We start from the raw sequence: 25840 nt of genomic DNA on the forward strand, positions 1-25840 counted from the left end.
AACAGAAGGAGAGGCCAAGGCTAAAGTTGGAGCGCAGGCACTGCATAGCGCCGGGTTTGCCTTCAAAGATGCTAGTTTTGCCCCATACTTTTCCTTGTCAACTCCGACCATGACCAACCTTCAGGAACTCATAGAAGCCGCTTGGGCCGACCGCAGCCTTTTGCAGCAAACCCGCACCACCGAGGCCATTCACGCCGTAATCGAGGAGCTGGACAAGGGCCGCCTGCGCGTGGCCGAGCCCACCGCCGACGGCCAGTGGCAGGTGAATGACTGGGTGAAAAAGGCCGTCATCCTCTACTTTCCCATTCAGCAGATGGAAACCATCGAGTTGAAGCCCTTCGAGTACCGCGACAAAATGCGCCTCAAAACCGACTACGCCGGCCAAGGTGTGCGCGTGGTGCCCCCCGCCACGGCCCGCTACGGCGCCTACCTGGCCCCCGGCGTGATTCTGATGCCGAGCTACGTGAACATCGGGGCCTGGGTAGGCGAGGGCACGATGGTAGATACCTGGGCCACGGTGGGCTCCTGCGCCCAGATTGGCGCGGGGGTGCATCTGAGTGGCGGCGTGGGCATCGGCGGCGTGCTGGAGCCCGTGCAGGCCGCCCCGGTTATTATCGAGGATGGGGCCTTCATTGGCTCGCGCAGCATTCTGGTCGAAGGCTGCCACGTGGGCAAGGAGGCCGTGATTGGCGCGGGCGTCACCATCACCGGCAGCACCAAAATTATCGACGTGACGGGTGCTGAGCCCAAGGAATACAAAGGCTTTGTGCCGGCCCGCTCGGTAGTTATTCCCGGCTCCATCACCAAGAAATTTCCCGCCGGCGAGTACCAGGTGCCCTGCGCTCTCATCATCGGCCAGCGCAAGCCCAGCACGGATCTGAAAACGAGTTTGAACGACGCGTTGCGCGATTTTGGCGTGTCAGTTTAGGTCGCGGATTTCGTAGCCAGTTGTCATTGCGAGGAGGCACGACGAAGCAATCCGTCCTGGACAATGAGTTGAGCTTTGTAAACAGAAAAGCCCTGACGGTTGGATGCGTCAGGGCTTTTCTGTTTACAAAGCATTTTACATTTCAGAGGGCGGATTGCTTCGTCGTGCCTCCTCGCAATGACAACTGGCTACGCCACCGACTTCTTCAGCTTGTCGCCAAACACGGCTTTCACCTTGTCCACTTTGCTCTTCACCACGAACTGGCAATAAGGCTGTGAGCCGTTCAGGTTGTAGTAGTTCTGGTGGTATTTTTCGGCGGGGTAGAAGGTTTTCAGCGGCACGATTTCGGTGGTAATGCCCTTGTCGAAAGCGCCGGCCTCCGTTAGCTTCTGCTTGTAGGCTTCGGCCAGGCGCTGCTGCTCCTCGTTGTGGGTGTAAATGCCCGAGCGGTACTGAGTGCCCACGTCGTTACCCTGCTGGTTGAGGGTGGTCGGGTCGTGGGTTTTCCAGAATACCTCCAGCAACTCCTCGTAGCTAATGATCTTGGGGTCGAAGGTCACCTGGATGACTTCGTTGTGGCCGGTCAGGCCGCTGCATACTTCCTTGTAGGTGGGGTTGGCAATGCGCCCGCCGGTGTAGCCCGACACGACCTTTTCCACCCCGTTCAGATTCTGAAATACGGCTTCGGTGCACCAAAAGCAGCCGCCGCCAAATGTGGCTTGTTCCATCAATCGCAGATTAAATGATTTGTCATTGATTTCGCTGATTCTCTCAACGCTGGCAGTATAACGCGGAAGAACGGCGGGCTGTTCACGAAATCGGCCGCTGATGGTTTCCGGTCAGAAAACCACCAGCGGCCGGGTGAATCAGCGAAATCAGTGATAAATCAGCTCGATCAGTGATTTTTGAACCGCTCGGCTACCACCAGCTCCTTGGTGCCGTGGCCCCAGGTGTAGAAGCCCTCGCCGGATTTCACGCCCAGGCGGCCGGCCATCACCATATTCACCAGCAGCGGGCAGGGGGCGTATTTGGGGTTGCCAAGGCCCTCGTGCAGCACCCGCAGAATGGCCAGGCATACATCCAGCCCGATAAAATCGGCGAGCTGCAGCGGACCCATCGGGTGGGCCATGCCCAGCTTCATTACCGTGTCAATTTCCTCCACGCCCGCCACGCCCTCAAACAGCGTGATGATGGCCTCGTTGATCATCGGCATCAGGATGCGGTTGGCCACGAAGCCGGGGTAGTCGTTCACCTCGGTTGGGGTTTTGCCCAGCTGCCGCGAAATCTCCATGATCTGGCTCGTCACCGCATCGGAAGTAGCGTAGCCGCGAATCACTTCCACCAGCTTCATTACCGGCACCGGGTTCATGAAGTGCATGCCAATCACCTTCTCAGCCCGTTTGGTAACGGCGGCGATTTTAGTGATGGAGATGGACGACGTATTGGAGGCCAGAATGGCTTCCTGGGGCGCGTGCTGGTCCAGCTCGCGGAAGATCTGCAGCTTCAATTCCACGTTTTCGGTGGCGGCTTCTACCACCAGGCCCACGCCCTGCACGCCTTCGGCAATGCTGGTAAACGTGCGAATGCGGCCGAGCGTGGCGGTTTTGTCGGCGTCGGCGAGGCTGCCTTTGGTTACCTGGCGGTCCAGGTTTTTGCCGATGGTGCCGAGGGCTTTGTCCAGCGCGGGCTGGCTAATGTCAATCAGGGCGACGGAAAAACCGTGCTGGGCAAAAACGTGGGCAATGCCATTGCCCATCGTACCCGAGCCAATAACGGCAATAGTAATCATGCGAAAAAGAAGAAGGGTGGGAGGGAAAACCCGCGGCCCGGCCGGGGGCGGGCCGCGGGGCCACAAAGCTAAACCGAATTTGGTGGGTGCCAAAGCCGCCGCGAGCCGCCGGATGCTGCCGAAAATCCGGAAACTCAAAAAAAGTGCGCTGGGCAAAAAAGCGGCTTAGCAGCGCCACCAGCGTGTTTTTGGCGGAAACGACGGGCCCAATGACAAAATTTTTTATTCCAGATATATCCTTTTGAAAACCGCCGCGTACAAATCCGCAAATCGCCCCACAGGCCGAACTAACCCGGTTCAACAGCCCACGAAGTGATTTGTTTCTCTCCACACCTTTCCAAACCAATCACCAACCACCATGGGAAATCTGCTGTATATCATCGCCGTCATTCTGATCATCATCTGGGCCCTGGGCTTCTTCGGTGTTCTGGGCGCAGGCCTGGCCGGCAATAATGTGATTCACATTCTGTTGGTCATTGCCATCATCGCTGTGCTGCTGCGCGTTATCCGCGGCGGCCGGGTAGTCTAGCTCGCGCTGACTCCTCACAAATTTGTCTGAAAAACAAAAAAAGCGGCTCCCCACATCGGGGAGCCGCTTTTTTTGTTGCTGTAGGGGCCTTATTTCCACTTCAGGTTGTAGAGAAAGTTGAAGCGGATAACTGGCTGGCCGTAGGGTGAAAGCGGGCTGCCGTCGGATGAGTAGCCGTTGTTGAAGTTGTAGAGCACCACAATATCGGCGGCAAACCGGTCGGATATCTCACTCCGGTAGCCTACCCCGGCCAGCGGCGTGCGGTAGTTCCGGTTGAACAAATCGATGCGGGCCGAGTTTGGGCCGGTAATAACGATGTTGAATGACTCTGCCTTTGTCGCCTCGTACTCGGCGTGCAGAAAAAACTGCCGATAGGCCATGTATTGGGCAAAAACTTTGAGCCCGAACGTGTTGCGCTTCAGGTTGGGAGCCCCATCGAAGGAAAAAAGATTGTAGGTGTAGCTGAAACCGGGGCCCGCTGCCAGCTTATCGGTGATGCGGTAGCCGATGGAGGGGCCCAGCCCGGCGCTGAGCTGCCCGATGGGACCAACAATGGTATTCTCATTGGTGTAGCCCAGGTTAAGGTTGCCGTACAGAAAGTACTTGTAAAACGGCTTAGGCTGCTCCGCCGAGCTGGTCCCTTTCGGGAAGCTTAGGCCCGAGGGCGAGTCGGGCGTGGGCTGCACCGTGGGGGCCGGCAGCGGCTCATTGGTGGGGGCGGGCACGGGCACGGCGGGGCGCGGAGCCGGTTGCGCGGCCGGGCGCGGCGCGGTGCCAGGCGGGGCCGTGTTCAGCTGGGGCTTCACGGTGGTGCGCGTGCTGTCGGTTTGTGCTTGGGCGGCCGGAGCCAGCACCAAACCGGCCCCACTCAGGGTCAGAGCTAACAGAAGTCGTTTCATATCCGGCAAGAACGTCATTACGATACGAGTTGGTACATGCGCTGGCGCATGGTTTTGATCTGGTCGTCGGCCAGGTATTCCTCGTAGCTCATGCGCCGGTCGATGATGCCGTCCGGGGTTAGCTCGATGATGCGGTTGGCTACGGTTTCGATGAACTGCAAATCGTGCGAATAGAACAGCAGCGTGCCGTTGTAGTCGCGCAGGGAGTTGTTCAGAGCCGTAATGCTTTCCAGGTCCAGATGGTTCGTCGGGTCATCGAGCACGAGTACGTTACCGGCTTCCATCATGATTTTGGAGAGCATGCAGCGCACTTTCTCGCCCCCGCTCAGCACGTTCGACTTCTTCTGCGACTCCTCGCCCGAAAACAGCATCCGCCCCAGAAAGCCCCGGATAAACGACTCGTCCTTCTCCGTGGAGTACTGCCGCAGCCAGTCCACCAGGTTCAGGTCGGTGTCGAAGAACTCGGCGTTTTCGCGCGGGAAGTAGGAGGGCGTGATGGTGGTGCCCCAGGCATAGGTGCCGGCATCGGCTTTCACCTGCTCAAACAGGATGTCGAACAGCAGGGAAGGGGCGCGGTCGTCGCGGCTGATGATGGCCACCTTGTCCTTCTTGTCGAGCGAAAACGACACGTTCTTGAACACGGTCTGACCTTCCACCGACGCCTTCAGGTTCTCGACCGTGAGCAGCTGGTTGCCGGCCTCACGCTCGGGCTTGAAGGCAATGTAGGGGTACTTGCGCGAAGAGGGCTTGATTTCTTCCAGCGTGAGCTTTTGCAGTAGCTTCTGGCGCGAGGTGGCCTGCTTGCTCTTGGAGGCGTTGGCCGAGAAGCGCCGCACAAACTCTTCCAATTCCTTGCGCTTGTCCTCGGTCTTTTTGTTCACATCCTGGCGCTGCTTCAGCACCAGCTGGCTGCTCTCGTACCAGAACGAGTAGTTGCCGGGATACATCGTTATTTTCGAGAAATCCAGGTCGGCCATGTAATTACACACGGCATCCAGGAAGTGGCGGTCGTGGCTCACCACAATCACCGTGTTCTGAAAGGAGTCGAGGAAATTCTCCAGCCAGAGCACGGTTTCGGCGTCGAGGCCGTTGGTGGGCTCGTCGAGCAGCAGCACGTCGGGGTTGCCGAACAGGGCCTGGGCCAGCAGCACGCGCACCTTGTCGGAGCCGCCCAGGTCGCCCATCAGCGTGAAGTGCTTGTCTTCGCCGATGCCCAGGCCGGAGAGCAGTTCGGCGGCTTCGTAGTCGGCGTTCCAGCCTTCCAGGTCGGCAAAGTCGCCTTCCAGCTGGGCGGCCCGCTCGCCGTCGGCATCCGAGAAATCCTCTTTGGCATACAGCGCATCTTTCTCCGCCATCACCTTCCACAGCTTGGTGTGGCCCATTATCACGGTCTGGAGCACGGGGTACTGGTCGTAGGCAAACTGATCCTGGCGCAGCACTGAGAGGCGCGAGCCGGCGGGCATATCCACCGAGCCGGTGTTGGGCTCCATCTCGCCCGAAAGAATCTTGAGGAAAGTCGATTTGCCGGCTCCGTTGGCTCCGATCAGGCCATACACGTTGCCGGGCATGAACTTGATGGAAACGTCTTCAAACAGCACGCGCTTGCCGTAGCGCAGACTAACATTGGTGGTACTGATCATTGAGAGGAGAAAAAAGCGGAGTAGCGAAGAACGAAAGCCGGAAACAAGCCGCCGGAGCGGCAATGGGCGCGCAAAAATACGCAAAATGCCGCGAGCCGCCGTAGCCGCCGGGCTTATTTGCGGGCAAGGAGTAGGAAAGCAGGAAAATTCAGATTATTTTTCTAATCAGTTACCACGCAGGGCGTTGCCTTCGGCCGGGCTTTCCTCGAAAAACCGCGCCGCCGCAAAACTTCCCGAAAACGGAAACAGTTATAGGAAAATCGAAGTGATTCGCCACCAGCCTGGGCCGGACAGAACACGCCGCCCCCGCCCGCTGGTTCCGGAGCACTTCCCTGGTCGAATGTTTTAACCCTCTTTCCCGCTTCGCCATGACCGATGCTTCCATCACCCCCGAAAAGAACGGCGTCCGCTACGGGCTGCCCACGGCCGCCGGCATGGCCGCCTACTTCCTGCTGGCCTCCCTCATGCACCTCACCGACCGGGTCGAGTTCAGCTTCCTGAACGGCGCTATTCTGGCCGTTGGCATTAGCATGGCCATTGCACACTATCGCCGCGTCAAGAACAACCGGATGGCGTATCTGCAGGGCTTCGGCACGGGCATCGTCACGGCGCTGGTGGCCTCGGTGGTGTTTGCCCTGTTCTTCGTGGTCTACACCGTCATCAACCCGGCCATCATGGATCAGCTCCGCGCCCGCGACCTGTTCGGCTTTGATCTGTCCGTCACCATTGCCTTTCTGGCCATTATGCTGCAAGGCGTTATGTCGGGCATGATTATCTCTCTGATTGCCATGCAGTACTTCAAAAGCCCCGACCATAAGCCCCTGCAAGGCATCGAGTAACCTTGCGTCGGCTTTTGCGGTAATGGGTCGGTTCCGAAGTTGGGGCCGGCCCTTTTTTGTTTTCGCGGCCCACAAAAACATCAGCTATTTTGGGTCAAAAGAAACTTATGAAAGAAAAAAATATGTTATAGATAGATTGTATGTTTCATTAAAGAAATATATATTTGTACTATGCAAAGTGGAAATAAAGCTAGCGTTTGTGTGTTGGCTGGTTTCCAGGTTGTTAAGTAGTACATCTTTTTTGACCTGCTTACTTTTTTCACCGTTGCAATGAAAGCTTTCCTCCTAACTCTTTTTCTGATTTCCGGCATGGCAGCCGGAGCTTCAGCTCAAATGCGCGACCGGCACGCCGAGCGCCCCGGCATCGGGGATGTACCCGTAGAGCGGATTGATAACATGACCCGGCAAATGTGCGACCGGCTTCGCCTCAACGAAGCCCAATACATTCGCCTACGGGCCGCCAATCAAATAAAGATTGCCCGGCTCGATGAGATTCAGTGGCAATACAAAGACGACCCCACGCAGCAGCGCGCGCTGCTTTCGGAGCTGGAGGCCCAGTACGAAGCCGAATGCAGCCGTATCCTCACGCCCTCGCAGCTAAGCCTGATGAAGAGCGAGCAGCAGCGCGACAGCGTGCCCACGCAGCCTGACCCGAACGCTGGCGGCTTGGGTTAACTGGAGCCAGCCTCTGGGGCAAAGTAAAAAAGCGGTTCTGCGGCAGCAGAGCCGCTTTTTTTGTGGCTTTTGGTATAGCCAATGCTCTGTTTAGGGCAGTGGTTATATCTGGTATTTAGTATAGATAATATAGCTATTGCCTGAAAAAATATGATAGCAACTGTAGAACTTTAGCATGTTGAGGCTGTGTTGGACCGGTATCCTTCTATTTTGCTCAGAAGATTTTGCATTCAAGAGCAGCGCTAGAAGGTGAAAAGTATATCGCTCTTCATCCACAGTCACACCATGCACTTCCTGCTTGCTTCACTGCTGACCGGCAGCCAGCTTACTGCTGCCCCTTTACCGGTTCTTAACCCCTGGATAGGTCCCCTGCCCGATAATCTGGTCATTGCCGCGCAGGCCACGGACATCACCCGACCTCTCATCAACAAGCTAAAGCTCAACGAGGCCGAATACGTCCGGCTGCGGATGCTGCACAAGCGCTGGCTCGTGGGCCTCGACGACATCAACCGGCACACCGCCAACCCAATGCTGCGAAAGGTGGAGAAAATGGGCCTGGAAAGCCGTTTCGAGCAGGAATGCCAGCGCGTACTCACGCCTTCCCAGATCGGGGAGCTGCGCCTAGACGCTCCGCACGACGTGATACCGGCCCAGCCCGCCGACAACCAGGGCGGCCTGGGGTAAGAGCACTAGGAGCGGTGGCACAGGTCGCTGTTTCGTTAGGGCACAGCAGAGGCTGGTTCCGGTAAGGGGCCAGCCTCTTTTGCTTATGCAGCGCCTTACTGCTGGGGCAACGGCCGCTCATACAGCACGGCCGTCACGATGCCGGTGGGGCCGAAGTGGATGGCGAGCTTGTTGGCGGCCGAGCGTTGGTGGCGCGGCTCGCACTGGGTGCCCGGCTCGATATAATAGAAGTAGGTTTTTTCCGTTTGTTCAGTAAGCTCCTCTTCGTCGGGCTGGCCGAAGAGGGCATCGATGTCGGCGGTGCGCGTGCCGTACAAGGTTTCGCGGTGCGCGTTGAGTACGGGTAGCTGCCGGGCGCGCTGATTCCGGCAGGCATACACATCCTGCCGCCACGCGGCCGAGTCGAAGCCGGGAATGCCGGAGAGCGAGTGACCGCAGGAGGAGAGGGCAGCTAGGACTATAAGGATAAAAAAGTGGCGCATGGACATTAGGAGGTAAGCTGGGGAACCGGATGCCGCCCAAAGTAGTTGGAGCCGTCGGAAATGATGCCGCTAAAGTACTAGATTTGTATGGCCAGCTTCGCGCATATTGCCTCTTTCGATAATTTACTTCTAAACCGACCATTCCAGCCGATGCGTTTCACACCGACTGCCTTTGCCGGCTTGCTGCTTGTCCTTCTTGCTTTTGTATCGCCCTGGCAGCCCGCCGTGGCCGCGCCCGCCAACGGAGGCGGTAAGGCCGTGCGCCTCAGCGAGGCCCGCCGCGCTACCTATATGGCCGCTTTCGAGCAGCACGTGATGCAGACCTACATCCAGTCTGGCCTCGCGGCCACGGCCCTGCCGATGGATGTGTACCGGGAGGCGCTGGTAGGCTTCTATAACCTGCAGCGGCAGGGCCAGGTATCGGGGCGGCGGCAGGTGCTCACCATCATCGATTTCAGCCGCTCAAGCCGCCTGAAGCGCCTGTGGGTGGTGGATGTGCAGCAGCAGCGGGTGCTGTTTCATACGCTGGTAGCGCACGGCAAAAACACCGGCGAGGAGTTTGCCTCGGCTTTCTCCAACCAGAATGGCTCCGAAATGAGCAGCCTGGGCTTCTATGTGACCGGCAACACCTATCAAGGCAAGCACGGCCTGTCGTTGAAGCTAAACGGGCAGGACCCCGGCTACAACACCCAGGCTGCCAGCCGCGCCGTGGTAGTGCACGGCGCCGAGTATGTGTGCGAGGAATTTGTGCGCCAGCACGGGCGGCTGGGCCGCAGCCAGGGCTGCCCGGCCCTGCCCGCCAACCAGAGCAGCGCCATTATTCAGGCCATCAAAGGGCGCACGGTAGTATATGCTCACGCGCCGCGCGGGGTGCGGTACCAGTCCAGCCTGCAGCAGCTGGATCCCGCCCTGCTCGCCTTCGCCCAGAGCAAAGGCCTGGCTGAGGAGTAGATCTGAGGCGTTTACTTTCCGTTTCAAGCACAAAGCCTGGCCCCGCAGCCGGGCTTTGTGCCTGAAACGCAGTGGGGTGGAGCCGGAGCAAAAACAAGCAGGCGAAAGACCGATTTGTGATGGGAAAGGCCCGGACAACCCTGCCGGAAATAGTGCGTTAGAAGCGCAGCGGCTACTATATAGCCGGATTTGTTCCGCCCTTTTTCCCCAGCGACACCACCATGAGAGGAAACCTTCGTTATATAATTGCCCTCGTTCTGGCCCTGTTCTCCTTCGTCACCTACTACTGCAAACGCTCGGTGAACGAAACGACCGGCGAAGTGCAGCACGTAGATATGACCGCTGAGCAGGAAATAGCCCTGGGTCTGCAGGCCGCCCCCGAAATGGCGCAGCAGTACGGCGGCATTCACCCTGACCGCCAGGCCGGGGCTCGGGTAGAGGAAATCGGTCAGCAGCTGGTGCGCAGCACCAAAGCCTCGCAGTCGGCCTACAAGTTTCAGTTTCACCTGCTGGCCGATGAGAATACCATCAATGCCTTTGCGCTGCCCGGCGGACAGATTTTCATCACGGCCGGACTGCTGAAAAACCTGAAGTCGGAAGGGCAGGTGGCCGGCGTGCTGGCCCACGAGATAGGCCACGTAGTGGGCCGGCACTCGGCCGAGCAGGTGGCCAAAAGCCAGCTGACGCAGGGCCTGACCGGAGCCGCCGCCATTGGTATGTATGACCCTGACCGACCCAGCACCGCCGTGAGTGCTGCCGCCGCCGCTATGGTAGCCAAGCTCGTGACCATGCGCTTCGGGCGCGAAGATGAGCTGGAATCGGACCGGCTGGCCGTGGACTACACCGCCCAGGCCGGCTACGACCCCCGCGCCATGATTCAGGTAATGCAAATTCTGGAGCAGGCCGGTGGGGGCAACAACCCGCCGGAGTTTATGAGCACCCACCCCAACCCCGGCAACCGCATTGCGCAGCTGGAAAAGGAAATTGCCACCGACTTTCCCGGTGGCGTACCCAGCAACCTGAAACAGTAAGTTGCAACCGCTTTTCTGACCGAATGGCCGGGCCGATGCCCGGCCATTCGGCGTTTTGGCCCGTATTATCAGGCACCGAAACTGCTCGAATTTTTCTTCGCTATGTCTTTTTCTGTTCCGTTGCGTCAGCTTTTGTTTGTGCTGAACCCCATTTCCGGTGATATCGACAAGTCGGAGCTGGAAGCCACCATTACGGCGTTTTGCGTAGAGCACGGCCGGCAGGCAGCCTTTTTTCATACCACCGGCGAGCAGGATCAGCAGCGGCTGCAGACGGAGCTGCTGCGCCACACCTACGATGCCGTATTTGCCTGCGGCGGCGACGGCACCGTGAGCCTGGTGGCCGGGGTGCTGGCCGGCACCAGCCTGCCGCTGGGCATTTTGCCGCTGGGCTCGGGCAATGGCTTGTCTAAGGACCTGGGCATTCCGCAGGACCTGCCGGGGGCGCTGCGCCTGATGTGGGAGCACACCATCAGCCCGCTCGATACGCTGCGCATCAATAATAATTTCTCGGCCCACCTGGCCGATCTGGGGTTCAATGCCCTGGTGGTGGAGCGTTTCAGCGCGGGCGATACCCGCGGCCCCGGCGCCTACGTGCGCATTGCCACCCATGAATACCTCGCCTACGAGCCCGCCCTCTACCGCATCCGCACCGACCGGGGCGAAACATTCGAAGGGCCGGCGTTTATGGTGACGATGGCCAACGGCAACACTTTCGGCAGCAACGTGGTGATTAACCCCGACAGCCGCCTGGATGACGGCGAGTTCGAAATCTGCCTTATTGCGCCCTTTCCCGGCACGGCCGCCCTGGGCGTGCTCTACCAGCTCTACACCCGCGACTTCGATGCCTCGCTCTACACCCAGCGTCTTCGCTGCCGGTGGGCCGAAATTGAGGTGATTGGGCAGGCGCGGGTGTTGGGCCAGCTCGACGGCGAGCCGCTGGAGCTGACGGCCCCCATCCGGGCCGAAATCATTCCGCGAAGCCTTCGGGTGCTGCTGCCGCCCGCGCCGCCGACTGCGTGAGGGCGGGTGCGTAGGCGGGCAGTAAACGCTTCCGAAACACTTCGGCAGCCGGCCCGGCGGTGGTCGCGGCGGGTTCCAGTGTGCGCAGCCAGGCTTCGCCATCGTGGTAAAAATCGAGGCTGAAAAAGCCCTTGTGCTCGTGGGCGAAGCTGGCTTTGCCGCCGGGCTGCACGAAGGCCGTTTTGCTGCCCGCCCCGCTCACCAGGTAGTGCCCGGCGCGGTAGTGAAAATACTGCAGGTTGTGGTCGTGGCCGGCGGCGTAGATGACGTTGGGGAAGCCATGCAGCACGCGCAGCAGGCGGCGGCGCATTTTGCGGTATTTGGGGTGGGCCATGTCCTCTTCGGCCCCCATCAGCTTGCGGTAGAGCGGAAAGAAGGAGCCCAGGACCGGCAGCGGCACGTAGGCTTTCTTGTGCAGCGTGGTGAGGGGAAATACGTGCTGCTTGGCCGTGAACTTGCCCCCGTGCAGCGCGTTGGAATACAGCGGATGATGCCCGGCCACCACTACCTGCTGGTGCCGGTTCTGCTCCAGAATATCGTGCAGCGCCCGAAACGGGGCGCGGGCATCGGTGGCGGTGCAGCCGGCCGCCGGGCCCAGCGGCCTTTCCCCGTTTTGCACCCACCACTGCGTATTGAGCACCAACAGCAGCAGGTTTTCGGCCAGCTGCACCGTCACGGGGCCGGGGCAGCCGTTGGGGGGCAGATAGTGGGCAGCGGGCAGGTGCTCGCGCACGTAGGCCTCCTGGCGCAGCAGATAGGCGTAACCGTCGGCGCGGCCCTTGTTCCAGTCGTGGTTGCCGCTCAAAAACACTACCCGGCCGGCATAGGCCCGTAGGGCATCCAGCTGCGTGTTCAGGCGCAGCTCGGCGGCGGCGCGGCCAGAGTGCTCGGGCGCGGGCAGGCCGGTAGGGTACACGTTGTCGCCGAGAATGATAACGGTGCTTTCCGGGCCGGCTTCCTGCATCCAGGCCTGCAGCAGGTTCAGAATCGGGTCGTGGCCGTCGGTGGCCACGGCCCCCAGGTCGCCGATGAGGGCCACGCGGTGCCGCAGCGTGGCGGCCGCTGGGGGCTGCCGGGTTTCCCAGCCGGCTTCGGTGGGGGCCACGTAGGGCAGGCGGCGGTAGCGGCGCTCCTGCTGGTAGCGGCGCAGCAGCCACACCGCCAACAGCGCCGTGACGGCCGTGCAGATATAGAACAGCAGCAGAAGAGACGAAGGCAACACTTGGGTAATTCTGAATTTCGAATTATGAATGTTGAATTATCCGGTTTGGGCCGGGCAATGGGCTAACGTAAAGCGGCTTGGTGGGGCTACGCGGCTCGAAAAATTGCAGACGCAGCGGCCGTTCGCGCTTGGGCTGTTGCCCCGCGCTTCGGCCGCGCTCAGAAATTCGGCGGAGTCAGATTTTTGAAGTGGCCGTTGAGGCGCACCCGGTCTTTGAGTCGCTCGGTTTCCAGCACGATGGGCAGAATGTTTTCGAGGTGCTCTACCACAATTTCCTGCCTTTCCAGTTCGCTGGTGGCTTCCAGGAGCTGATATTCCTGCTCGGTGCTGAAGCCCAGGTGGTGGGCCACGTCGTAGATGCGGTAGTCGGGGGCCAGGTCCAGGAAAAGCTTGCGCAGGCCCAGCGCGTCGTAGAGCCGGCGCACATAGTCGGTGATGCGAGCCTTGAGCACCGGGTCTTCGTGCGGGTCGTCGCGGATATCGTCCACCTGCCCGGCGGCGTAGAGCTTGCCGGGAGCCTCGCGCTGAAAGTCGCGGATGCGGAAGATGCCCAAGGCTTTGGTGCGAATATCCAACTCGCCGCCTTCGTAGTTTTTTTCCACGCCCACTAGCCGCATTTCGGTGCCCAGCACGCTCACGCCTTCATTCAGGTAGGGCGGAATGCCGAAGGTGATATTCGACTCAAGGCAGTCGCGCACCAGCTGGCGGTAGCGGGGCTCGAAGATGTGCAGGTTAAGTTTTTCGCCGGGAAAAACCACCAGACTAAGCGGAAACAGAGCAAGCAGACGGGGCATACGGGCACAACAGCGAAAGGAAGGAAAAGTACCTGGAAAGCAGCGGAGAATACGGCGGCGCGGGCGCATTTCCGCTACTTTTGCCCCGTGGGCCTCCGGGCCCGCCCGAAAGGCAAGCAGGATTTAAGCAAAACAGTGACGGATTACAAGAAATACGGACAGCGCGGGGCGCGGCTGCTGCTGCAGGTGGCGGCGGCACTGTTTCTGACCTCGGTGGTGTGGGTGCTGGTGTATCGGTGGGTGGCGCCGCCGGCTACGTGGCTCATGCTGGAGCGCCGTGCCCACGCGCCCGTGGGCCGGGGCTACTACGGCATCCGGGAAGACGGCCGCCGCATCAGCTACGACTTCAAGGGCCTCGATGAAGTGTCGCCCCACGTGCCGCTGGCCCTCATTGCGGCCGAGGATCAGCTGTTTCTGCAGCACCACGGCTTCGATTTCAATGCCCTGCAGCGGGCCGTGAAAACCAACATGCAGGACGGCCACCGGCTGGTGGGCGGCAGCACTATTTCGCAGCAGGTGGCCAAAAACGTGTTTTTGTGGCACGGCCGCAGCTACGTGCGCAAGGCTGCTGAGGCCTACTTTACGGTGCTCATCGAGCTGCTCTGGAGCAAGCGCCGCATCATGGAAATGTACCTGAACGTGGCCGAGATGGGCGACTGTATCTTCGGGGTGGAGGCGGCCTCGGCGCGGTATTTTCATAAGCCCGCTAACCGGCTCTCGCCCGCCGAGGCGGCGCTGCTGGCCGGCGTGCTGCCCAATCCGCTGCGGTTTCGGGCCAGCAGCCCTGGTCCGGCCGCCCGCGCCAAGCAGCGCCGCGTAATGCGCAATATGCGCCGGCTGGGCGGCACCACCTATATTCAAGCCATCATCGAAGACTAAACCCGCCCCGCATGAAACGACTCGCTACAACCCTGGTGGCTGCCCTGCTGATAAATGTCGGCTTCGCCCAAAAGCCCAAGCCGCGCCCGCTGCGTCAAAGCATTAGCCAGGTGCTCCAGACCCAGACCGCGGCTTGGAACCGCGGCGACGTGACCGGCTTCATGCAGGGCTACTGGGCCTCCGATTCGCTGGTATTCATCGGCAAGCGCGGCCTCACCTACGGCTGGCAGCCCACCCTCGACAACTACAAGCGCAGCTACCCCGACGCGGCCGCCATGGGCCAGCTTACGTTCAGCAACCTGCGCATCACGCCTCTGGGGGCCGAAGCGGCGCACGTAGTGGGCCGTTGGCACCTGGCCCGCCCCACGGCCGGTGATCTGGAAGGCCATTTCCTGCTGGTGTTTCGCAAGCTCAAAGGTCAATGGGTGATTGTGGCCGACCACTCGAGCTAGGCTACTCTGCACTTCGGGCTAATCAATCATCTTACAACCAAAATCAGATAAAAACAGAAAGCCCCGGCCGCCACTTTGGCTGCCGGGGCTTTCTGTTTTTGAGGGCTGCACTCAGTCGGGGGCTATATCGAAACCCCGAAGCTGATGGTCTGGCCTTTGGGGCCGCGGTTGTCCTTGAACAAGTCGTTTAGGCCGTATTTCACGAACAGATCGACGCCGTGGACCCCGATGCCGCCCTGCAGGCCGTACTGGAAGTCTTCCAAATTGAACGAGCCGCGGTCCTTGTCTTTGCGGGTGGTGCCTTCGCTTTCGTACTTGATTTTGGTGTGGCTGCTCAGGCGGTAGCCCGCATAGCCGCCGCCCCCGATGCGGAAGGCTTTGTTGCCCTTCTTGTCGCGGAAGCTCAGCTCGGCCAGCAGCGGCAGGTTGATGGTCGTCACGGCCAGCTTACTTTTCTCCAGGCCCAGTATCGGCTCGCGCAGAATGTCGGTGCGGGTGTCGGTGGCGGTCAGGCGGCGGTTTTTCTCAAACATATAGTTGTTGAACGCCAGCTCGGGGCCCGTGATGAGGTGGAACGGGCTGCCTTTGCCGCCCACCCGAATATCGTAGTGGTAGGTGAGAGCCACGTAGCGCGAGCCCAGAGGCTTCAGGTCGAAGGTTTGCTCCTGCCCGCTGATGTCGCGCCAGGGGCTGCGGTTCACCAGCGCGTTCAGGCCCAGGTCCACGTTGAAGTTGCTGTGCACGGTCTTGTTGGCATTTTCCTCGCGCTTGCGCTTGCTTTTGGCCGTTCGGGCCGAGTCGCTGGCGCTGTCGCCGAGGTTAATCTTCACCGTCTCGCCCTTCTCATCGTCGCCCACCGATACTTTAATGAAGCGGTTGCCCTTGGTCGTCGACTTAGCGTCTTCGGCCCGCACCGTGATGCGCACCTGCTCAGGGGCATTGGTGCCGGGGTGGTCTTTGTCGGGGTAGAATTCCATCGTCACGGCCTTGTTGTCGGCGTTCTGGCTGGCGGCCTCGGCTTGCGCGATGTACTTATCCAGCAGGATCATCAGCGAGTCGAGATGGTAGGTGCGCAGCTGCCTGAGCTGGGCTTTGTTCTTGGTAACCAGCGTCATGGTGGCCTGGTTGGGCAGCTTCACCATGATGGTGTCGTCGTTGAGCGAGGGGCGGGTGGCGGCCTGCACACGGCAAGGCGCGGCCATAACTGTCAGCAGAGCCACTGCCAGCAGCGAGGAGAGACGTTTCATGACGGAAGGGAATTGGAAAGCTTAGAGTTGAATGTCTTTGGTAGAAAGCGAGTGGTTCAGCACGTTGACCGTGAGCACCGGCACCTCTACTTTTTCGCGCACTTCGCGCAGGGCGGCGTTGCCGGCCTTGCGCAGCAGCCGGCCTACCAGCCGGTGCTGCTGCTCGTCAACGGATTCCGGCGCATCGGCGGCGGTGGCCAGCGCTACGGCCTGGCCGGCGCTGCCGCGCCGCACTTCTATTTCAATGGTGCCGGTGGGGGCCGGCGTGGTGGTGGCCACGGCGGGGGCCGGTGGCTTAGGCAGCGCCGCCGGCACCTTTTCGGCCACTACCGGGCGCTCCGGTTGCGCCGTGGTAGCCAGAGCCTGGCTGGTTTCAGGCAGTAGCTGCTTTTCCGCTGCCGCGCTACGGCGGGGGCGGGGCACCGCCGTAGCGCGGGCCACCTGTTGCCGCCCGGTTGCGGCACGGGTTTCGCCTGGCTGCCCGGGCACAACGGCGGCCCGGTGCGCAGCCGGACGTTGGGTTGTTGCCAGAGCTTCGGGCGTTGCCGCCGCCACCATCTTTTCAGCCCGATTGGCTTCTGTGGGGTTAGATGGAGCCTTAATGGTTGGGGTTGCCTGGGCTACGGAAGATTTTTCAGAAATAGGGGCTTCAGTAGTAGTGCGCGGGTCTTTGGCAGTTGGGGCGCTGGTGCTGCTAGTGGCCACTGTGCCTTCTAGAGTGCCAGTGCCGGGCCGCTGCCAGAGCCAGCCGCCGCCGGCTACCAGCAGCAGGGCCACCACGGCCGCGGCGGCATATAGCCACATGGCCGGGCGCTTTTTGGCGGGCTGCAGCTCGGCTTCCAGCTGGTTCCAGAGGTAGGCGGGCGGAGCGGGGGCGTGTTCGCGCAGCTGGTCGCGAAACAGCTTATCAATATCTTCCGGTTGCATAATATTCTTTCGGTTCGGGGGTGGGAGAAGCGCTCAAGCTGGCCGCCGCGAGGCGGCGCTGCAGCATGGCGCGGGCTTTACTGAGCTGCGATTTGGAAGTGCCTTCCGAAATGCCCAGCATCCCGGCAATTTCGGCGTGCGAGAAGCCCTCTACGGCGTACATATTGAAAACGGTGCGATACCCGGCGGGCAGCTCGGCCAGCAGGGCCAGCAAATCGGCCGCGTTGAGCTGGCTTTCGGCTTCGGCCGGCGTCACGGCCAGCTCGGTGTGCGAGTCGTCGATGGCTAGGTGCAGGGGCTCCTTGCGCCGGAGCTGACCCAGGGCCTCGTTCACCATAATGCGCCGGATCCAGCCCTCGAAGCTGCCCTCGTGCCGGTATTGATCCAGGGCCCGGAACACTTTGGCAAACCCGCCCAGCATCACTTCCTCCGCGTCTTCGCGGCGGCGCAGATACCGCAGACACACGCCGAACATCATGCCCGAAAACTGCTCATACAGCTGTTTTTGGGCACGCACGCTCCCCTGGCGGCAAGCAGCGATGAGGTCGGCGTCAGTCACGGGCGTACGGGTATAATCGAAGGATAGAAGGCGGTATGGCGGGGTAGATGCCGAAAGAAGCCGGCGGGTTGCCTGCGGCGGGAAGAATTGTTAAAAATAAGTAAAGCTCTGTCATTGCGAGCAAAGCGAAGCAATCCGTCCTGGACAACGAGCCAAGCCTTGATTAAACAAAAAGCCCTGACATATGCGCTACATCAGGGCTTCGTGCTGAAAAAGAGCTTGCTACATTTCAGAGGACGGATTGCTTCGTCGTGCCTCCTCGCAATGACAGGGGTTTCGCCTCGTGCTAATAATTTCCCACCGACAGCATCACCAGCGTGCAGGCCTCCTCGGTGCGGATGCCGCGCTGCTGGGCCAGGCGCTCCAGCTCCGGATTTTCGGTGCCGGGGTTGAAAATGATGCGCTTGGGCTGCAGATCCAGAATGTAGTCGTACCAGGCGGGCTGGTTCTGAGGGCCTACATACAGCGTCACGGTGTCAATGCCGGTTTCAGTAGGGCGGTCGGTGTGAATAGGAAGGCCAGCCACCTGGCCTTTGCGAATGCCCACGGGCACCACCTCGTGGCCGTGCTGCTTGAGCTGGTGCACGGCGCGGAAAGAGTAGCGGGCCGGATTGTCGCTGGCCCCGAGAACTAAGGTTTTCTTCATGCTGGTGTAGTGTTGATCATTTTTGACTTATGGCCCGCCCGGCCGCCCGAATCCCTGAGCATCGCCTCCGCTGGTGGACCGGCTTCTGGCTTAAACGGATAATGCCGGCAAAAAATCAACAATCAAAAACTAAAATAGCGCCAACACTGCCTCCGCGCACCGCTCGCCATCCATGGCCGCCGACACGATGCCGCCGGCAAAGCCCGCGCCCTCACCGCAGGGAAACAGGCCCTTAATCTCCGGGTGCTCCAGCGTGTCCCGGTCGCGGGGAATGCGGACGGGGGCCGAGGTGCGGCTTTCCACGCCCACAATCTGGGCCGCGTTGGTGACGTAGCCGGGGATTTTACGGCCGAAGTCGCGGAAGCCCTGGCGCAGGCGCTCGGCCAGGCCGGGGCCCAGCACCCGCTCCATATCTACCGAAACAAGGCCGGGCTGGTAGCTGGTTTCCAGCAATTCGGAGGAAACAGTGCCTTTCAAAAAGTCGCCGAGGCGCTGGGCGGGGGCGCGCTGAGTGTGGCCGGCCAGGGCGCAGGCCCGCTGCTCCAGCTGCTGCTGCAGGCGCAGGCCGGCCAACTCGCCGTGCTGCGCCAGGTCCATGTCTTCCAGCTCAATGGCCGTCACGATGCCGGAGTTGGCGAAGCGCGAGTCGCGGCGGCTGGGGCTCATGCCGTTCACCACCACCTCGCCGGGCGCGGTGGCCGCCGGCACGATGAAGCCGCCGGGACACATACAGAACGAAAACACGCCCCGCTGCCGGCCCTGCCACTGCGTTTGGTGCACCAGCGCGTACGAAGCCGCCGGCAGCGGCCCGCGGTCCTGCAGCCGGTACTGGGCCTGATCAATCAGCTGCTGCGGATGCTCCACGCGCACGCCCAAAGCAAACGGCTTGGCCTCGATGCGCACCCCGCGGCGGTGCAGCAGCTCATATATGTCGCGGGCCGAGTGGCCGGTGGCCAGAATCACGGCATCGGCCTCCAGGGCCTTGCCAGCGGCCGTGACCACGCCGCGCAGGTGGTTTTGTGCCAGTATCAGGTCGTCTACCCGCGTATCAAAGCGCACCTCGCCGCCGGCGGCCCGAATGGTGTCACGCAGGGCGGCCACCACGGAGGGCAGCTTGTTGGTGCCAATGTGGGGGTGGGCATCCACCAGAATATCCGGGGTGGCGCCGTGTTGCACCAGCAGGCGCAGAATGCGCTGAATATCGCCGCGCTTGGTGGCGCGGGTGTAGAGCTTGCCGTCGGAGTAGGTGCCCGCGCCGCCCTCGCCGAAGCAGTAGTTGGAATCGGGGTTCACGACGTGCTCCTTATTAAGGGCCGCCAAATCGCGGCGGCGGGTGCGCACGTCTTTGCCGCGCTCCAGCACGATGGGTTTCAGCCCCAGCTCGATGCAGCGCAGGGCCGCAAACAGCCCCGCCGGCCCCGCGCCTACAATAATGACCGAGCGCCGCGCCCGACTTACATCGGCGTACTGAAACCAGGGCCCGAACGTGTCGGCCGGGGGCGGGGTGAGCCAGATGTCGGCCCGCAGGCGCACCAAGGGCTGGCGGCCGCGCGCATCAATGCTGCGCTTGCGCAGGTGCACGAAGTCGGCCGCGCCGGGCTCGAGGCCGGCGGCAGCCAGCAGGGCCCGGTAGCGGGCAAATTCGTCGTAGGCTACTTCGGGCGGAAGCAGCACTTCTATTTCTTGCTTGGACATAAAAGAGGCGAAAGGTGTCGAGCCTTTAAACCGGAAGCTGGTTTTTTTGGGGAAGCGGCAAAGATACGGCGGCGGCGCTGGATTGGGAAGCCGGTGCCGGGGCGGCCGGCCGGTGGCTTTACCGGGAACTCACTACCATTGCGGGCCGGCTATGCTGCCCGGACCGGGTGGCCCGTCTGGTTTCTCATTACAGTTTGTTCTTATGCTCTCACCTTCTACTGCTCCCCGCCACTCGCCCGCTGCCCGCCTGCGCTCCATCGTCAGCGGCTCCATTGGCAACCTGGTGGAGTGGTACGACTGGTACGTGTACTCGGCTTTCGCGCTGTATTTCGCGCCCTCGTTCTTTCCCAAAGGCAACCTCACGGCCCAGCTGCTGAACACGGCCGCCATCTTCGCGGTGGGCTTTCTGATGCGCCCGCTCGGCGGCTGGCTGCTGGGCACCTACGCCGACCGCCACGGCCGCAAAGCCGCCCTGCTGCTTTCAGTGCTGCTGATGTGCGCCGGCTCGCTGCTCATTGCCCTCACGCCCTCCTACGAAAGCATTGGGGTGGCCGCGCCCATACTATTGGTGGTGGCGCGGCTGACGCAGGGCCTGAGCGTGGGCGGCGAATATGGCACCTCAGCCACGTATTTGAGCGAAATGGCAGATGCCAAAAACCGGGGCTTCTACTCCAGCTTTCAATACGTCACGCTCATTGCCGGGCAGCTTTTGGCGCTGCTGGTGCAGCTAGGCCTGCAGCGCGTGCTCAGCCCGGCCCAGCTGTATGCCTGGGGCTGGCGCATACCATTCGCGCTAGGCGCGGTGGCGGCCGTATCGGCCCTGTACCTGCGCCGCAGCATGACCGAAACCGAAGCCTTTGCGCAGCAGACTACCGGTTTGGCCGGCCCGGAAAAGCCCGCCTCGGGCCAGCTGCGCACGCTGCTGCGCTACCCGCGCGAAGTGCTGACGGTGGTGGGCATGACGCTGGGCGGCACCATTGCCTTCTATACCTTCACCACCTACGCCCAGAAATTTCTGGTGAATACCGCCGGTTTCAGCAAGGATGCGGCCACCCTGATTTCGTTCGGGGCGCTGGCTGTCACCATCGGGCTGCAGCCGGTGCTGGGGGCCGTGTCCGATAGGGTGGGGCGGCGGCCGGTGCTGCTGTTTTTTGGGGTGGGGGCAACGCTGGGCACGGTGCCGCTGCTCACGCTGCTGGCCCGCACCCACGATGCCTGGACGGCGTTCGGGCTGCTGCTGCTTGGGCTGATTATCGTCAGCGGCTACACGTCCATCAATGCCATTGTGAAGGCCGAGCTGTTTCCGACCCACATCCGGGCGCTGGGCGTGGGCTTGCCCTACGCCCTCACGGTGGCCATTTTCGGCGGCTCGGCCGAATACGTGGCCCTGCAGGCCAAAGCCCACGGCGTGGAAAGCTGGTACTACTGGTACGTGACGGCTTGCGCGGCCATTTCGCTGGTCGTGTACCTGCGCATGAACGACACTCAGCAAACTTCTCGCCTCGACGACGAAAGCCGCTGAGCCGGGCAATGCAACGGGGCCGCCCGGTTAGCGTCTTCTGCGGAGCGGGGCGAAAACAAACCCCGCGCTTTCATCTTTTCAACCAAACCATTCACGCTCAAGCCCCACTTCCATGCGAAACCCCGCCCGCTTCCTGTTTGCCGCCCTGCTCTTGCTCGCTGGCCACACGTACGCCCAGGACAAAAAGATGCCTGAGGACAAATCGAAGCGCCCGAGCCCGCCCGCTACCGTGACCACGACGGTAGGCACCACCACCGTCACCATCGACTACAGCCGCCCCTCGGTGAAGGGCCGCAAGGTGTTCGGCGGCGAGCTGGTGCCCTACAACGCCGTGTGGCGCACCGGAGCCAACGAAGCCACCACTTTCAGCGTGGACAAAGCCGTGAAAATAGAAGGCCAGGCCCTGCCTGCCGGCAAATACGCCCTGTTCACCATCCCCTCGGCCACCGAGTGGACCATCATCTTCAACAAAACCGCCAACCAGTGGGGCGCTTACGAATACGACCAGAAGCAGGACGCGCTGCGCGTGAAAGTGAAAGCCCAGAAGACGGCCGCGCCGGTCGAGCAGTTCACGATTACAGCTGATAAATCGGGCAAAGTGAATCTGATGTGGGAAAATACGCAGGCGAGCTTTATGGTGAAGTAGCCTGTCCTAAACAGAAAAGCCGCGTAGCGGCGGCAGGTTTGTAGCTAAGAACTGCCGGAACATGCGAAAAGCCGCGTAGCGGTGACAGAAATGCTTGGGTGCTTCTGTCACCGCTACGCGGCTTTCCCTTTTATTGCTTCGCATCGGCTACAAACCTGCCGCCGCGCTGCGGCTGTTTCTAATGCTAGCATCACTAGCGCGAAACGGATTTTCGCTATTCTGGCAACAGCTACTGGCGCAACGGTAGTCTGGTATTCCTTTGAGCCCTACGCCCGCGCCTCTTCCAGAATACTCTCCACCCAGCCCTTACCCCACTCGGCCAGGTCCTGCTCCGTCCAGAGTTTGGGGTAGAAAATGCGCTTCTGGAACTTGGGAGGCAGGTACTTCTTCCAGTTGGTGCCGCCGGTGGCGGCCAGGGCCGTGGGGTCGCGCTCCAGGTAGCGCACCGCCGATTTGTAGTGCATCAGGGGCCAGTTCACGTTCACGTTCACATCGAGCTGCTTGAGCTGGCGCAGCAGGCGCGGGTGCTGGCGGTCCTCTTCGGGCAGGCGCTGCACGGTGCTCCACACGTTCTTATCTTGGTAGGCGGCGGCGTGCTGGGTGAGCTGCTGGCTGTATTTTTCCTCGAACTGAATGAGGGTGAGGGCCTTGGCGCCGGTTTCTTCAATAGTGGCCCCGGCTTTCCAGTAGATGCAGCCCATCAGCTCGTCGTGGGCGGCGGCCTCGCCCAGCAGGCGGCGCTTTTCCTGATTGAGCAGGTTATTCAGGTCGGTGCTGGCAATTTCGATCATGCGGTACTGCACGCTCTGGAAGCCCGAGGCCGGCATCAGGGCCATGCGGAACTGCAGAAACTGCTGCTTGTCCATGCCATCCACCATCACGTCGAACGAGTCGATCAGGTTCTCGAAGTAGCGGTTGATGCGGCCCACGCGCAGCACCAGCTCGCCCACGGTCGGCTCTTTCAGCGCCCCGATCTGCTCGTATTCGCAGAGGCAAAGCTTGAAATACAGCTCCGTAATCTGGTGGTACATGATAAAAATCCGCTCGTCGGGAATCTGGGTGAGCGGGCGCTGCAGGCTCAGCAGCGTGTCCAGCTCAATGTAGTCCCAGTAGTTGACGTAGTCGGCGTAGAAAAGTCCTTCGAGGTAGCCGGCCAGGTCCTGACCGTCAGCGGCATACTTCTGCTGCAGACGGCGGAGCTGGTCGAGCACGGCGGGCGAAAATTCGTCCTGCGAGTGGGGCATGGGTGGGTGGTTTGGGGCGGAGGCAAAGGCCATTTGGGTGGAAATGGGACCCCTAAGGAACGAAAAACCCGTCGATTGTGCCAGCCGCAGGCAACGTCGTGGCCGGCCCGTGCATCTTTGGGCGTGGCAGCGCCCCCCGGCGCGTACGGAGCTGGCGGCGCAAAGTCGGCGTGGCAGTTGGTTTCCCGGCCGAAGTTCCTACTTTTAGCCCGTCTTATGGCCGAGAAAAGCAGTATTTTCGATATGATCGGACCGGTGATGATTGGGCCCAGCTCCTCGCACACCGCGGGCGTGGTTCGCATTGCCAGCGCCGCCATCCGCATCCTGGGCTCTTTGCCCACGCATGCCACCGTCACGTTCTACAACTCCTTCGCCCGCACCTACGAGGGCCACGGCTCCGACCGCGCCATCGTGGCCGGCCTGCTGGGCATGGCCACCGACGACAAGCGCATCCGCGAAGCATTCGACCACGCCAAAGAGGCCGGCCTAGAGTACGTATTTCAGAGCGTGGGCAATGCCAGCACCATGCACCCGAACACCATCCGACTGCAGCTGCGCGACGAGCGCACGGGCCACGCCGTGGAGGTCATTGGGCAGAGCCGGGGCGGGGGCGTGATTCGCATTGTGGAGGTCGACGGCTTTCCGGCCGACTTTTCGGCCTCGCTGCACACGCTCATCGTGGATGCCGACGACCGTACGGGCTCCATTGCCTTCATCGCCTCCGTCATTGCCCACGACGACTGCAACATTGCCACCATGTTTGTGAGCCGCAAGGGCAAAAACGACGCGGCCCGGCAGTTTATCGAAATGGACTCGGGCCTGCGGGAAATAACTCTGGACTACCTGCGCCAGCTCAGCTGGGTTCACCGCGTCATCTACATTCCCAACATCGACTAAGCCTTCTGAGGCGACCTTTCCGGCCATGAAAACAACCCGTACTCCGCTTGCCCGGCTGGCCGCTGCCAGCGTCGGCCCGCTGCTGGTAGCGGCCAGCGTGCTACCCGCCGCGGCCCAGCAAACGATGCCCGCGCAGCCGCTCGGCTCGGCCCTGACCAAGCCGGTGCCGACCGGCCCGCTCACGCTCCAGCAGGCCGTCGACTTTGCGCTCAGCAACAACCTGACCGTGCGCCAGACGGAGCTGAACGCCCGCCAGCAGGAAGCCATTCAGCGGCTGAACCGCGCGGCGCTGCTGCCCACGGCCGGCCTCAATGCTACCCAAAACTTCAACTTCGGCACCAACCGCGACCCGTTCACCAACCAGTTCCAGCAGCTGAACGTGCGGTCCAACAACTTTTCGGCCAGCGCCCAGGCTACCTTGTTTGCCGGCTTTCAGCTGCGCAACACGGTGAAGCAGGGCGTGCTGCAAACGCAGGCCGCGCAGGCCGACATCGAGAAGGCCCGCAACGACTTGTCGCTGAACGTGGCCTCCTCGTATCTGCAACTGCTGCTGGCCCAGGAGCTGATTCGGGCTTCGGAGGCGCGCATGGCCACCGTGCAGGCGCAGGTGTCGCGCAGTGAGAAGCTGCTCAAGGCCGGTTCCGTGGCCGAAGGCAACGTGCTCGACAGCCGCGCCCAGCTGGCCGGCGAGGAAAGTACCCTCGTAACGGCCCAGAACCAGCGCGACCTGGCCCGCCTTACGCTGCTGCAGCTGCTGAATCTGGACCCGGCCACGCCCGCCGCCGCCAGCTTTGAGATTATCACGCCCGCGCTGCCCGATCCGGCCAGCTTTGAGGCCGAAGGCCGCTTGCCCGACCCCAACGAGACGTATGAGCAGGCCCGCCAGCGCCAGCCCGAAGTGCGGGCCGCTGAGCTGCGCGTGCAGAGTGCCCAGCGCGGCATCGAAATTGCCCGCGGGGCCTACTATCCGCGCCTGACGGTATCCGGCGGCGTGCAGACGGGTTTCACATCGGCGCGCAGCCAGCAGATTCTCAATCCCGAGAAATTCCAGACGGTGCCGGTGCTGCAAGCCAGCCCCACCACACCGGGCCAGTATCTGCCAACTTCGTTTGTGCTGCTCCAGCCCGCCTTCGACAAGCTGGAGTACCGGTTTATTGACCAGCTGCGCGACAACCGCGGCGAGTTCCTGCAGTTCAACCTCAATATTCCGATTCTCAACGGCCTGCAAAGCCGTGTGGGCGAGCAGCGGGCCCGCGTGAGCCTGGCGCAGAGCGAGCTGCAGGCCGACCAAGTGCGGGTGCAGCTGCGCCAGACCATTCAGCAGAGCTACGCCGACGCGCTGGCCGCCCAGCGGCGCTATGCCGCCAGCGCCCGCCAGGTAGAGGCCCTGACCACGTCGTTCCGTAACGCCGAAATCCGCTTCAACAACGGCCTGCTCAACGGCACCGACTTCAACATTGCCCGCAACAACCTCACGGCCGCCGAGTCCGACATGATTCAGGCCAAATACCAGTTCATCTTCCGCCGCAAAGTCCTCGACTTCTACCAGGGCAAGCCGCTGGCGCTGTAGGGGGGGCTTGGGAGCTTGGTTTTCGTCGAACGACCGGCCTCCAATATACAAGCCCCTAAGACCCCAACAGTCA

27 protein-coding genes are annotated in these 25840 nt (G+C 61.5%); 14 read left to right on the forward strand and 13 right to left on the reverse strand.

Annotated elements, in window-relative coordinates:
• Positions 1-109: 109 nt before the first annotated feature.
• On the forward strand, positions 110-928 hold the full coding sequence (locus tag BUB62_RS14320; protein WP_073111189.1) for a 2,3,4,5-tetrahydropyridine-2,6-dicarboxylate N-succinyltransferase: 819 nt from the start codon (positions 110-112) through the stop codon (positions 926-928).
• A gap of 188 nt (positions 929-1116) precedes the next feature.
• Here the strand turns inward: BUB62_RS14320 and msrA are convergent, their stop codons facing one another.
• Together msrA and BUB62_RS14330 are read right to left on the reverse strand one after the other, a co-directional pair.
• On the reverse strand, positions 1117-1656 hold the full coding sequence (gene msrA / locus BUB62_RS14325) for a peptide-methionine (S)-S-oxide reductase MsrA (RefSeq protein ID WP_073111191.1): 540 nt from the start codon (positions 1654-1656) through the stop codon (positions 1117-1119).
• Between the two features lie 167 nt (positions 1657-1823).
• Positions 1824-2717 (reverse strand): 3-hydroxybutyryl-CoA dehydrogenase, encoded by an 894-nt coding sequence (locus tag BUB62_RS14330; protein WP_073111193.1) that lies wholly within the window; start codon positions 2715-2717, stop codon positions 1824-1826.
• A gap of 358 nt (positions 2718-3075) precedes the next feature.
• Here BUB62_RS14330 and BUB62_RS19095 point away from each other — a divergent pair, with 358 nt between their 5' ends.
• Positions 3076-3246, forward strand: coding sequence for a lmo0937 family membrane protein (locus BUB62_RS19095; protein ID WP_143164188.1), 171 nt, complete (start codon positions 3076-3078; stop codon positions 3244-3246).
• A gap of 89 nt (positions 3247-3335) precedes the next feature.
• Here BUB62_RS19095 and BUB62_RS14335 read toward each other — a convergent pair whose 3' ends face one another.
• A complete protein-coding gene (locus tag BUB62_RS14335) occupies positions 3336-4145 on the reverse strand; it encodes a hypothetical protein (RefSeq protein WP_143164189.1) in 810 nt (269 codons plus the stop codon).
• 17 nt (positions 4146-4162) lie between these two features.
• Positions 4163-5785 carry an ABC-F family ATP-binding cassette domain-containing protein gene (locus tag BUB62_RS14340; protein WP_073111196.1) on the reverse strand — a complete coding sequence of 541 codons (1623 nt, stop codon included), beginning with the start codon at positions 5783-5785 and terminating at the stop codon, positions 4163-4165.
• Positions 5786-6153: 368 nt separating this feature from the next.
• Here BUB62_RS14340 and BUB62_RS14345 point away from each other — a divergent pair, with 368 nt between their 5' ends.
• The 3 genes from BUB62_RS14345 to BUB62_RS14355 all read left to right on the forward strand — a co-directional run bounded on the left by BUB62_RS14345 (position 6154) and on the right by BUB62_RS14355 (position 7983).
• The gene (locus BUB62_RS14345) at positions 6154-6624 is read left to right on the forward strand and encodes a DUF4199 domain-containing protein (RefSeq protein WP_073111198.1); all 471 of its coding nucleotides are present in this window, start codon (positions 6154-6156) and stop codon (positions 6622-6624) included.
• 270 nt (positions 6625-6894) lie between these two features.
• Complete coding sequence (locus BUB62_RS14350; protein ID WP_073111200.1) at positions 6895-7299, forward strand: hypothetical protein; 405 nt, start codon at positions 6895-6897, stop codon at positions 7297-7299.
• 285 nt (positions 7300-7584) lie between these two features.
• Entirely contained in the window at positions 7585-7983 is a 399-nt protein-coding gene (locus tag BUB62_RS14355; protein WP_073111202.1) for a hypothetical protein, read from the forward strand.
• Between the two features lie 95 nt (positions 7984-8078).
• Here the strand turns inward: BUB62_RS14355 and BUB62_RS14360 are convergent, their stop codons facing one another.
• Complete coding sequence (locus BUB62_RS14360; protein WP_143164190.1) at positions 8079-8465, reverse strand: hypothetical protein; 387 nt, start codon at positions 8463-8465, stop codon at positions 8079-8081.
• 180 nt (positions 8466-8645) lie between these two features.
• Between BUB62_RS14360 and BUB62_RS14365 the strand changes: the two genes are divergently transcribed.
• The 3 genes from BUB62_RS14365 (at position 8646) to BUB62_RS14375 (ending at position 11467) form a co-directional block, all read left to right on the forward strand.
• Positions 8646-9416 carry a murein L,D-transpeptidase catalytic domain family protein gene (locus BUB62_RS14365; protein ID WP_159437471.1) on the forward strand — a complete coding sequence of 257 codons (771 nt, stop codon included), beginning with the start codon at positions 8646-8648 and terminating at the stop codon, positions 9414-9416.
• A 221-nt stretch (positions 9417-9637) separates the two neighbouring features.
• Complete coding sequence (locus BUB62_RS14370) at positions 9638-10447, forward strand: M48 family metallopeptidase (RefSeq protein ID WP_073111208.1); 810 nt, start codon at positions 9638-9640, stop codon at positions 10445-10447.
• A 102-nt stretch (positions 10448-10549) separates the two neighbouring features.
• Complete coding sequence (locus BUB62_RS14375) at positions 10550-11467, forward strand: diacylglycerol/lipid kinase family protein (protein ID WP_073111210.1); 918 nt, start codon at positions 10550-10552, stop codon at positions 11465-11467.
• On the opposite strand, the gene BUB62_RS14380 is transcribed toward BUB62_RS14375, so the two are convergent.
• Both BUB62_RS14380 and BUB62_RS14385 read right to left on the reverse strand, forming a co-directional pair.
• Entirely contained in the window at positions 11415-12686 is a 1272-nt protein-coding gene (locus BUB62_RS14380) for a metallophosphoesterase (protein ID WP_234988742.1), read from the reverse strand. The genes BUB62_RS14375 and BUB62_RS14380 overlap by 53 nt on opposite strands.
• A gap of 161 nt (positions 12687-12847) precedes the next feature.
• Positions 12848-13483, reverse strand: a complete 636-nt coding sequence (locus tag BUB62_RS14385) for an LON peptidase substrate-binding domain-containing protein (RefSeq protein ID WP_073111212.1) — start codon at positions 13481-13483, stop codon at positions 12848-12850.
• A gap of 87 nt (positions 13484-13570) precedes the next feature.
• Here BUB62_RS14385 and mtgA point away from each other — a divergent pair, with 87 nt between their 5' ends.
• Together mtgA and BUB62_RS14395 are read left to right on the forward strand one after the other, a co-directional pair.
• On the forward strand, positions 13571-14362 hold the full coding sequence (gene mtgA / locus BUB62_RS14390; protein ID WP_234988744.1) for a monofunctional biosynthetic peptidoglycan transglycosylase: 792 nt from the start codon (positions 13571-13573) through the stop codon (positions 14360-14362).
• Positions 14363-14373: 11 nt separating this feature from the next.
• Entirely contained in the window at positions 14374-14814 is a 441-nt protein-coding gene (locus BUB62_RS14395; RefSeq protein WP_073111214.1) for a YybH family protein, read from the forward strand.
• Between the two features lie 122 nt (positions 14815-14936).
• Here BUB62_RS14395 and BUB62_RS14400 read toward each other — a convergent pair whose 3' ends face one another.
• The 5 genes from BUB62_RS14400 to BUB62_RS14420 form a co-directional block, all read right to left on the reverse strand.
• Positions 14937-16061 (reverse strand): porin family protein, encoded by a 1125-nt coding sequence (locus BUB62_RS14400; RefSeq protein WP_084539080.1) that lies wholly within the window; start codon positions 16059-16061, stop codon positions 14937-14939.
• 21 nt (positions 16062-16082) lie between these two features.
• Positions 16083-16988 carry a hypothetical protein gene (locus tag BUB62_RS14405; RefSeq protein WP_073111217.1) on the reverse strand — a complete coding sequence of 302 codons (906 nt, stop codon included), beginning with the start codon at positions 16986-16988 and terminating at the stop codon, positions 16083-16085.
• Positions 16969-17547, reverse strand: a complete 579-nt coding sequence (locus tag BUB62_RS14410; protein WP_073111219.1) for an RNA polymerase sigma factor — start codon at positions 17545-17547, stop codon at positions 16969-16971. The genes BUB62_RS14405 and BUB62_RS14410 overlap by 20 nt, the downstream gene beginning before the upstream one ends.
• Positions 17548-17833: 286 nt before the next feature.
• Positions 17834-18193 (reverse strand): CoA-binding protein, encoded by a 360-nt coding sequence (locus tag BUB62_RS14415; RefSeq protein ID WP_073111221.1) that lies wholly within the window; start codon positions 18191-18193, stop codon positions 17834-17836.
• A gap of 129 nt (positions 18194-18322) precedes the next feature.
• Positions 18323-19888 carry an NAD(P)/FAD-dependent oxidoreductase gene (locus tag BUB62_RS14420; RefSeq protein WP_073111223.1) on the reverse strand — a complete coding sequence of 522 codons (1566 nt, stop codon included), beginning with the start codon at positions 19886-19888 and terminating at the stop codon, positions 18323-18325.
• A gap of 202 nt (positions 19889-20090) precedes the next feature.
• On the opposite strand from BUB62_RS14420, the gene BUB62_RS14425 reads away from it, so the two are divergent.
• Positions 20091-21410 carry an MFS transporter gene (locus BUB62_RS14425; protein WP_073111225.1) on the forward strand — a complete coding sequence of 440 codons (1320 nt, stop codon included), beginning with the start codon at positions 20091-20093 and terminating at the stop codon, positions 21408-21410.
• 112 nt (positions 21411-21522) lie between these two features.
• Complete coding sequence (locus tag BUB62_RS14430; protein ID WP_073111227.1) at positions 21523-22056, forward strand: DUF2911 domain-containing protein; 534 nt, start codon at positions 21523-21525, stop codon at positions 22054-22056.
• Positions 22057-22322: 266 nt separating this feature from the next.
• Here BUB62_RS14430 and BUB62_RS14435 read toward each other — a convergent pair whose 3' ends face one another.
• Entirely contained in the window at positions 22323-23333 is a 1011-nt protein-coding gene (locus BUB62_RS14435; RefSeq protein ID WP_234988750.1) for a tryptophan 2,3-dioxygenase family protein, read from the reverse strand.
• Positions 23334-23516: 183 nt separating this feature from the next.
• Here BUB62_RS14435 and sdaAB point away from each other — a divergent pair, with 183 nt between their 5' ends.
• Both sdaAB and BUB62_RS14445 read left to right on the forward strand, forming a co-directional pair.
• Positions 23517-24197 carry an L-serine ammonia-lyase, iron-sulfur-dependent subunit beta gene (gene sdaAB / locus BUB62_RS14440; protein ID WP_073111228.1) on the forward strand — a complete coding sequence of 227 codons (681 nt, stop codon included), beginning with the start codon at positions 23517-23519 and terminating at the stop codon, positions 24195-24197.
• Between the two features lie 25 nt (positions 24198-24222).
• Positions 24223-25767 carry a TolC family protein gene (locus tag BUB62_RS14445; protein WP_084539081.1) on the forward strand — a complete coding sequence of 515 codons (1545 nt, stop codon included), beginning with the start codon at positions 24223-24225 and terminating at the stop codon, positions 25765-25767.
• Positions 25768-25840 lie beyond the last annotated feature (73 nt).

This window comes from Hymenobacter daecheongensis DSM 21074 (assembly GCF_900141805.1).
GTDB lineage: Bacteria > Bacteroidota > Bacteroidia > Cytophagales > Hymenobacteraceae > Hymenobacter > Hymenobacter daecheongensis.

What these genes read in the sequence shown, in the direction of transcription:
- BUB62_RS14320 (WP_073111189.1), top strand. Translation starts at nt 110, where the DNA reads ATGACCAACCTTCAGGAACTCATAGAAGCCGCTTGGGCCGACCGCAGC.
- msrA (WP_073111191.1), bottom strand. Translation starts at nt 1,656, where the DNA reads ATGGAACAAGCCACATTTGGCGGCGGCTGCTTTTGGTGCACCGAAGCC.
- BUB62_RS14330 (WP_073111193.1), bottom strand. Translation starts at nt 2,717, where the DNA reads ATGATTACTATTGCCGTTATTGGCTCGGGTACGATGGGCAATGGCATT.
- BUB62_RS19095 (WP_143164188.1), top strand. Translation starts at nt 3,076, where the DNA reads ATGGGAAATCTGCTGTATATCATCGCCGTCATTCTGATCATCATCTGG.
- BUB62_RS14335 (WP_143164189.1), bottom strand. Translation starts at nt 4,145, where the DNA reads ATGAAACGACTTCTGTTAGCTCTGACCCTGAGTGGGGCCGGTTTGGTG.
- BUB62_RS14340 (WP_073111196.1), bottom strand. Translation starts at nt 5,785, where the DNA reads ATGATCAGTACCACCAATGTTAGTCTGCGCTACGGCAAGCGCGTGCTG.
- BUB62_RS14345 (WP_073111198.1), top strand. Translation starts at nt 6,154, where the DNA reads ATGACCGATGCTTCCATCACCCCCGAAAAGAACGGCGTCCGCTACGGG.
- BUB62_RS14350 (WP_073111200.1), top strand. Translation starts at nt 6,895, where the DNA reads ATGAAAGCTTTCCTCCTAACTCTTTTTCTGATTTCCGGCATGGCAGCC.
- BUB62_RS14355 (WP_073111202.1), top strand. Translation starts at nt 7,585, where the DNA reads ATGCACTTCCTGCTTGCTTCACTGCTGACCGGCAGCCAGCTTACTGCT.
- BUB62_RS14360 (WP_143164190.1), bottom strand. Translation starts at nt 8,465, where the DNA reads ATGCGCCACTTTTTTATCCTTATAGTCCTAGCTGCCCTCTCCTCCTGC.
- BUB62_RS14370 (WP_073111208.1), top strand. Translation starts at nt 9,638, where the DNA reads ATGAGAGGAAACCTTCGTTATATAATTGCCCTCGTTCTGGCCCTGTTC.
- BUB62_RS14375 (WP_073111210.1), top strand. Translation starts at nt 10,550, where the DNA reads ATGTCTTTTTCTGTTCCGTTGCGTCAGCTTTTGTTTGTGCTGAACCCC.
- BUB62_RS14385 (WP_073111212.1), bottom strand. Translation starts at nt 13,483, where the DNA reads ATGCCCCGTCTGCTTGCTCTGTTTCCGCTTAGTCTGGTGGTTTTTCCC.
- BUB62_RS14395 (WP_073111214.1), top strand. Translation starts at nt 14,374, where the DNA reads ATGAAACGACTCGCTACAACCCTGGTGGCTGCCCTGCTGATAAATGTC.
- BUB62_RS14400 (WP_084539080.1), bottom strand. Translation starts at nt 16,061, where the DNA reads ATGAAACGTCTCTCCTCGCTGCTGGCAGTGGCTCTGCTGACAGTTATG.
- BUB62_RS14405 (WP_073111217.1), bottom strand. Translation starts at nt 16,988, where the DNA reads ATGCAACCGGAAGATATTGATAAGCTGTTTCGCGACCAGCTGCGCGAA.
- BUB62_RS14415 (WP_073111221.1), bottom strand. Translation starts at nt 18,193, where the DNA reads ATGAAGAAAACCTTAGTTCTCGGGGCCAGCGACAATCCGGCCCGCTAC.
- BUB62_RS14420 (WP_073111223.1), bottom strand. Translation starts at nt 19,888, where the DNA reads ATGTCCAAGCAAGAAATAGAAGTGCTGCTTCCGCCCGAAGTAGCCTAC.
- BUB62_RS14425 (WP_073111225.1), top strand. Translation starts at nt 20,091, where the DNA reads ATGCTCTCACCTTCTACTGCTCCCCGCCACTCGCCCGCTGCCCGCCTG.
- BUB62_RS14430 (WP_073111227.1), top strand. Translation starts at nt 21,523, where the DNA reads ATGCGAAACCCCGCCCGCTTCCTGTTTGCCGCCCTGCTCTTGCTCGCT.
- BUB62_RS14435 (WP_234988750.1), bottom strand. Translation starts at nt 23,333, where the DNA reads ATGGCCTTTGCCTCCGCCCCAAACCACCCACCCATGCCCCACTCGCAG.
- sdaAB (WP_073111228.1), top strand. Translation starts at nt 23,517, where the DNA reads ATGGCCGAGAAAAGCAGTATTTTCGATATGATCGGACCGGTGATGATT.
- BUB62_RS14445 (WP_084539081.1), top strand. Translation starts at nt 24,223, where the DNA reads ATGAAAACAACCCGTACTCCGCTTGCCCGGCTGGCCGCTGCCAGCGTC.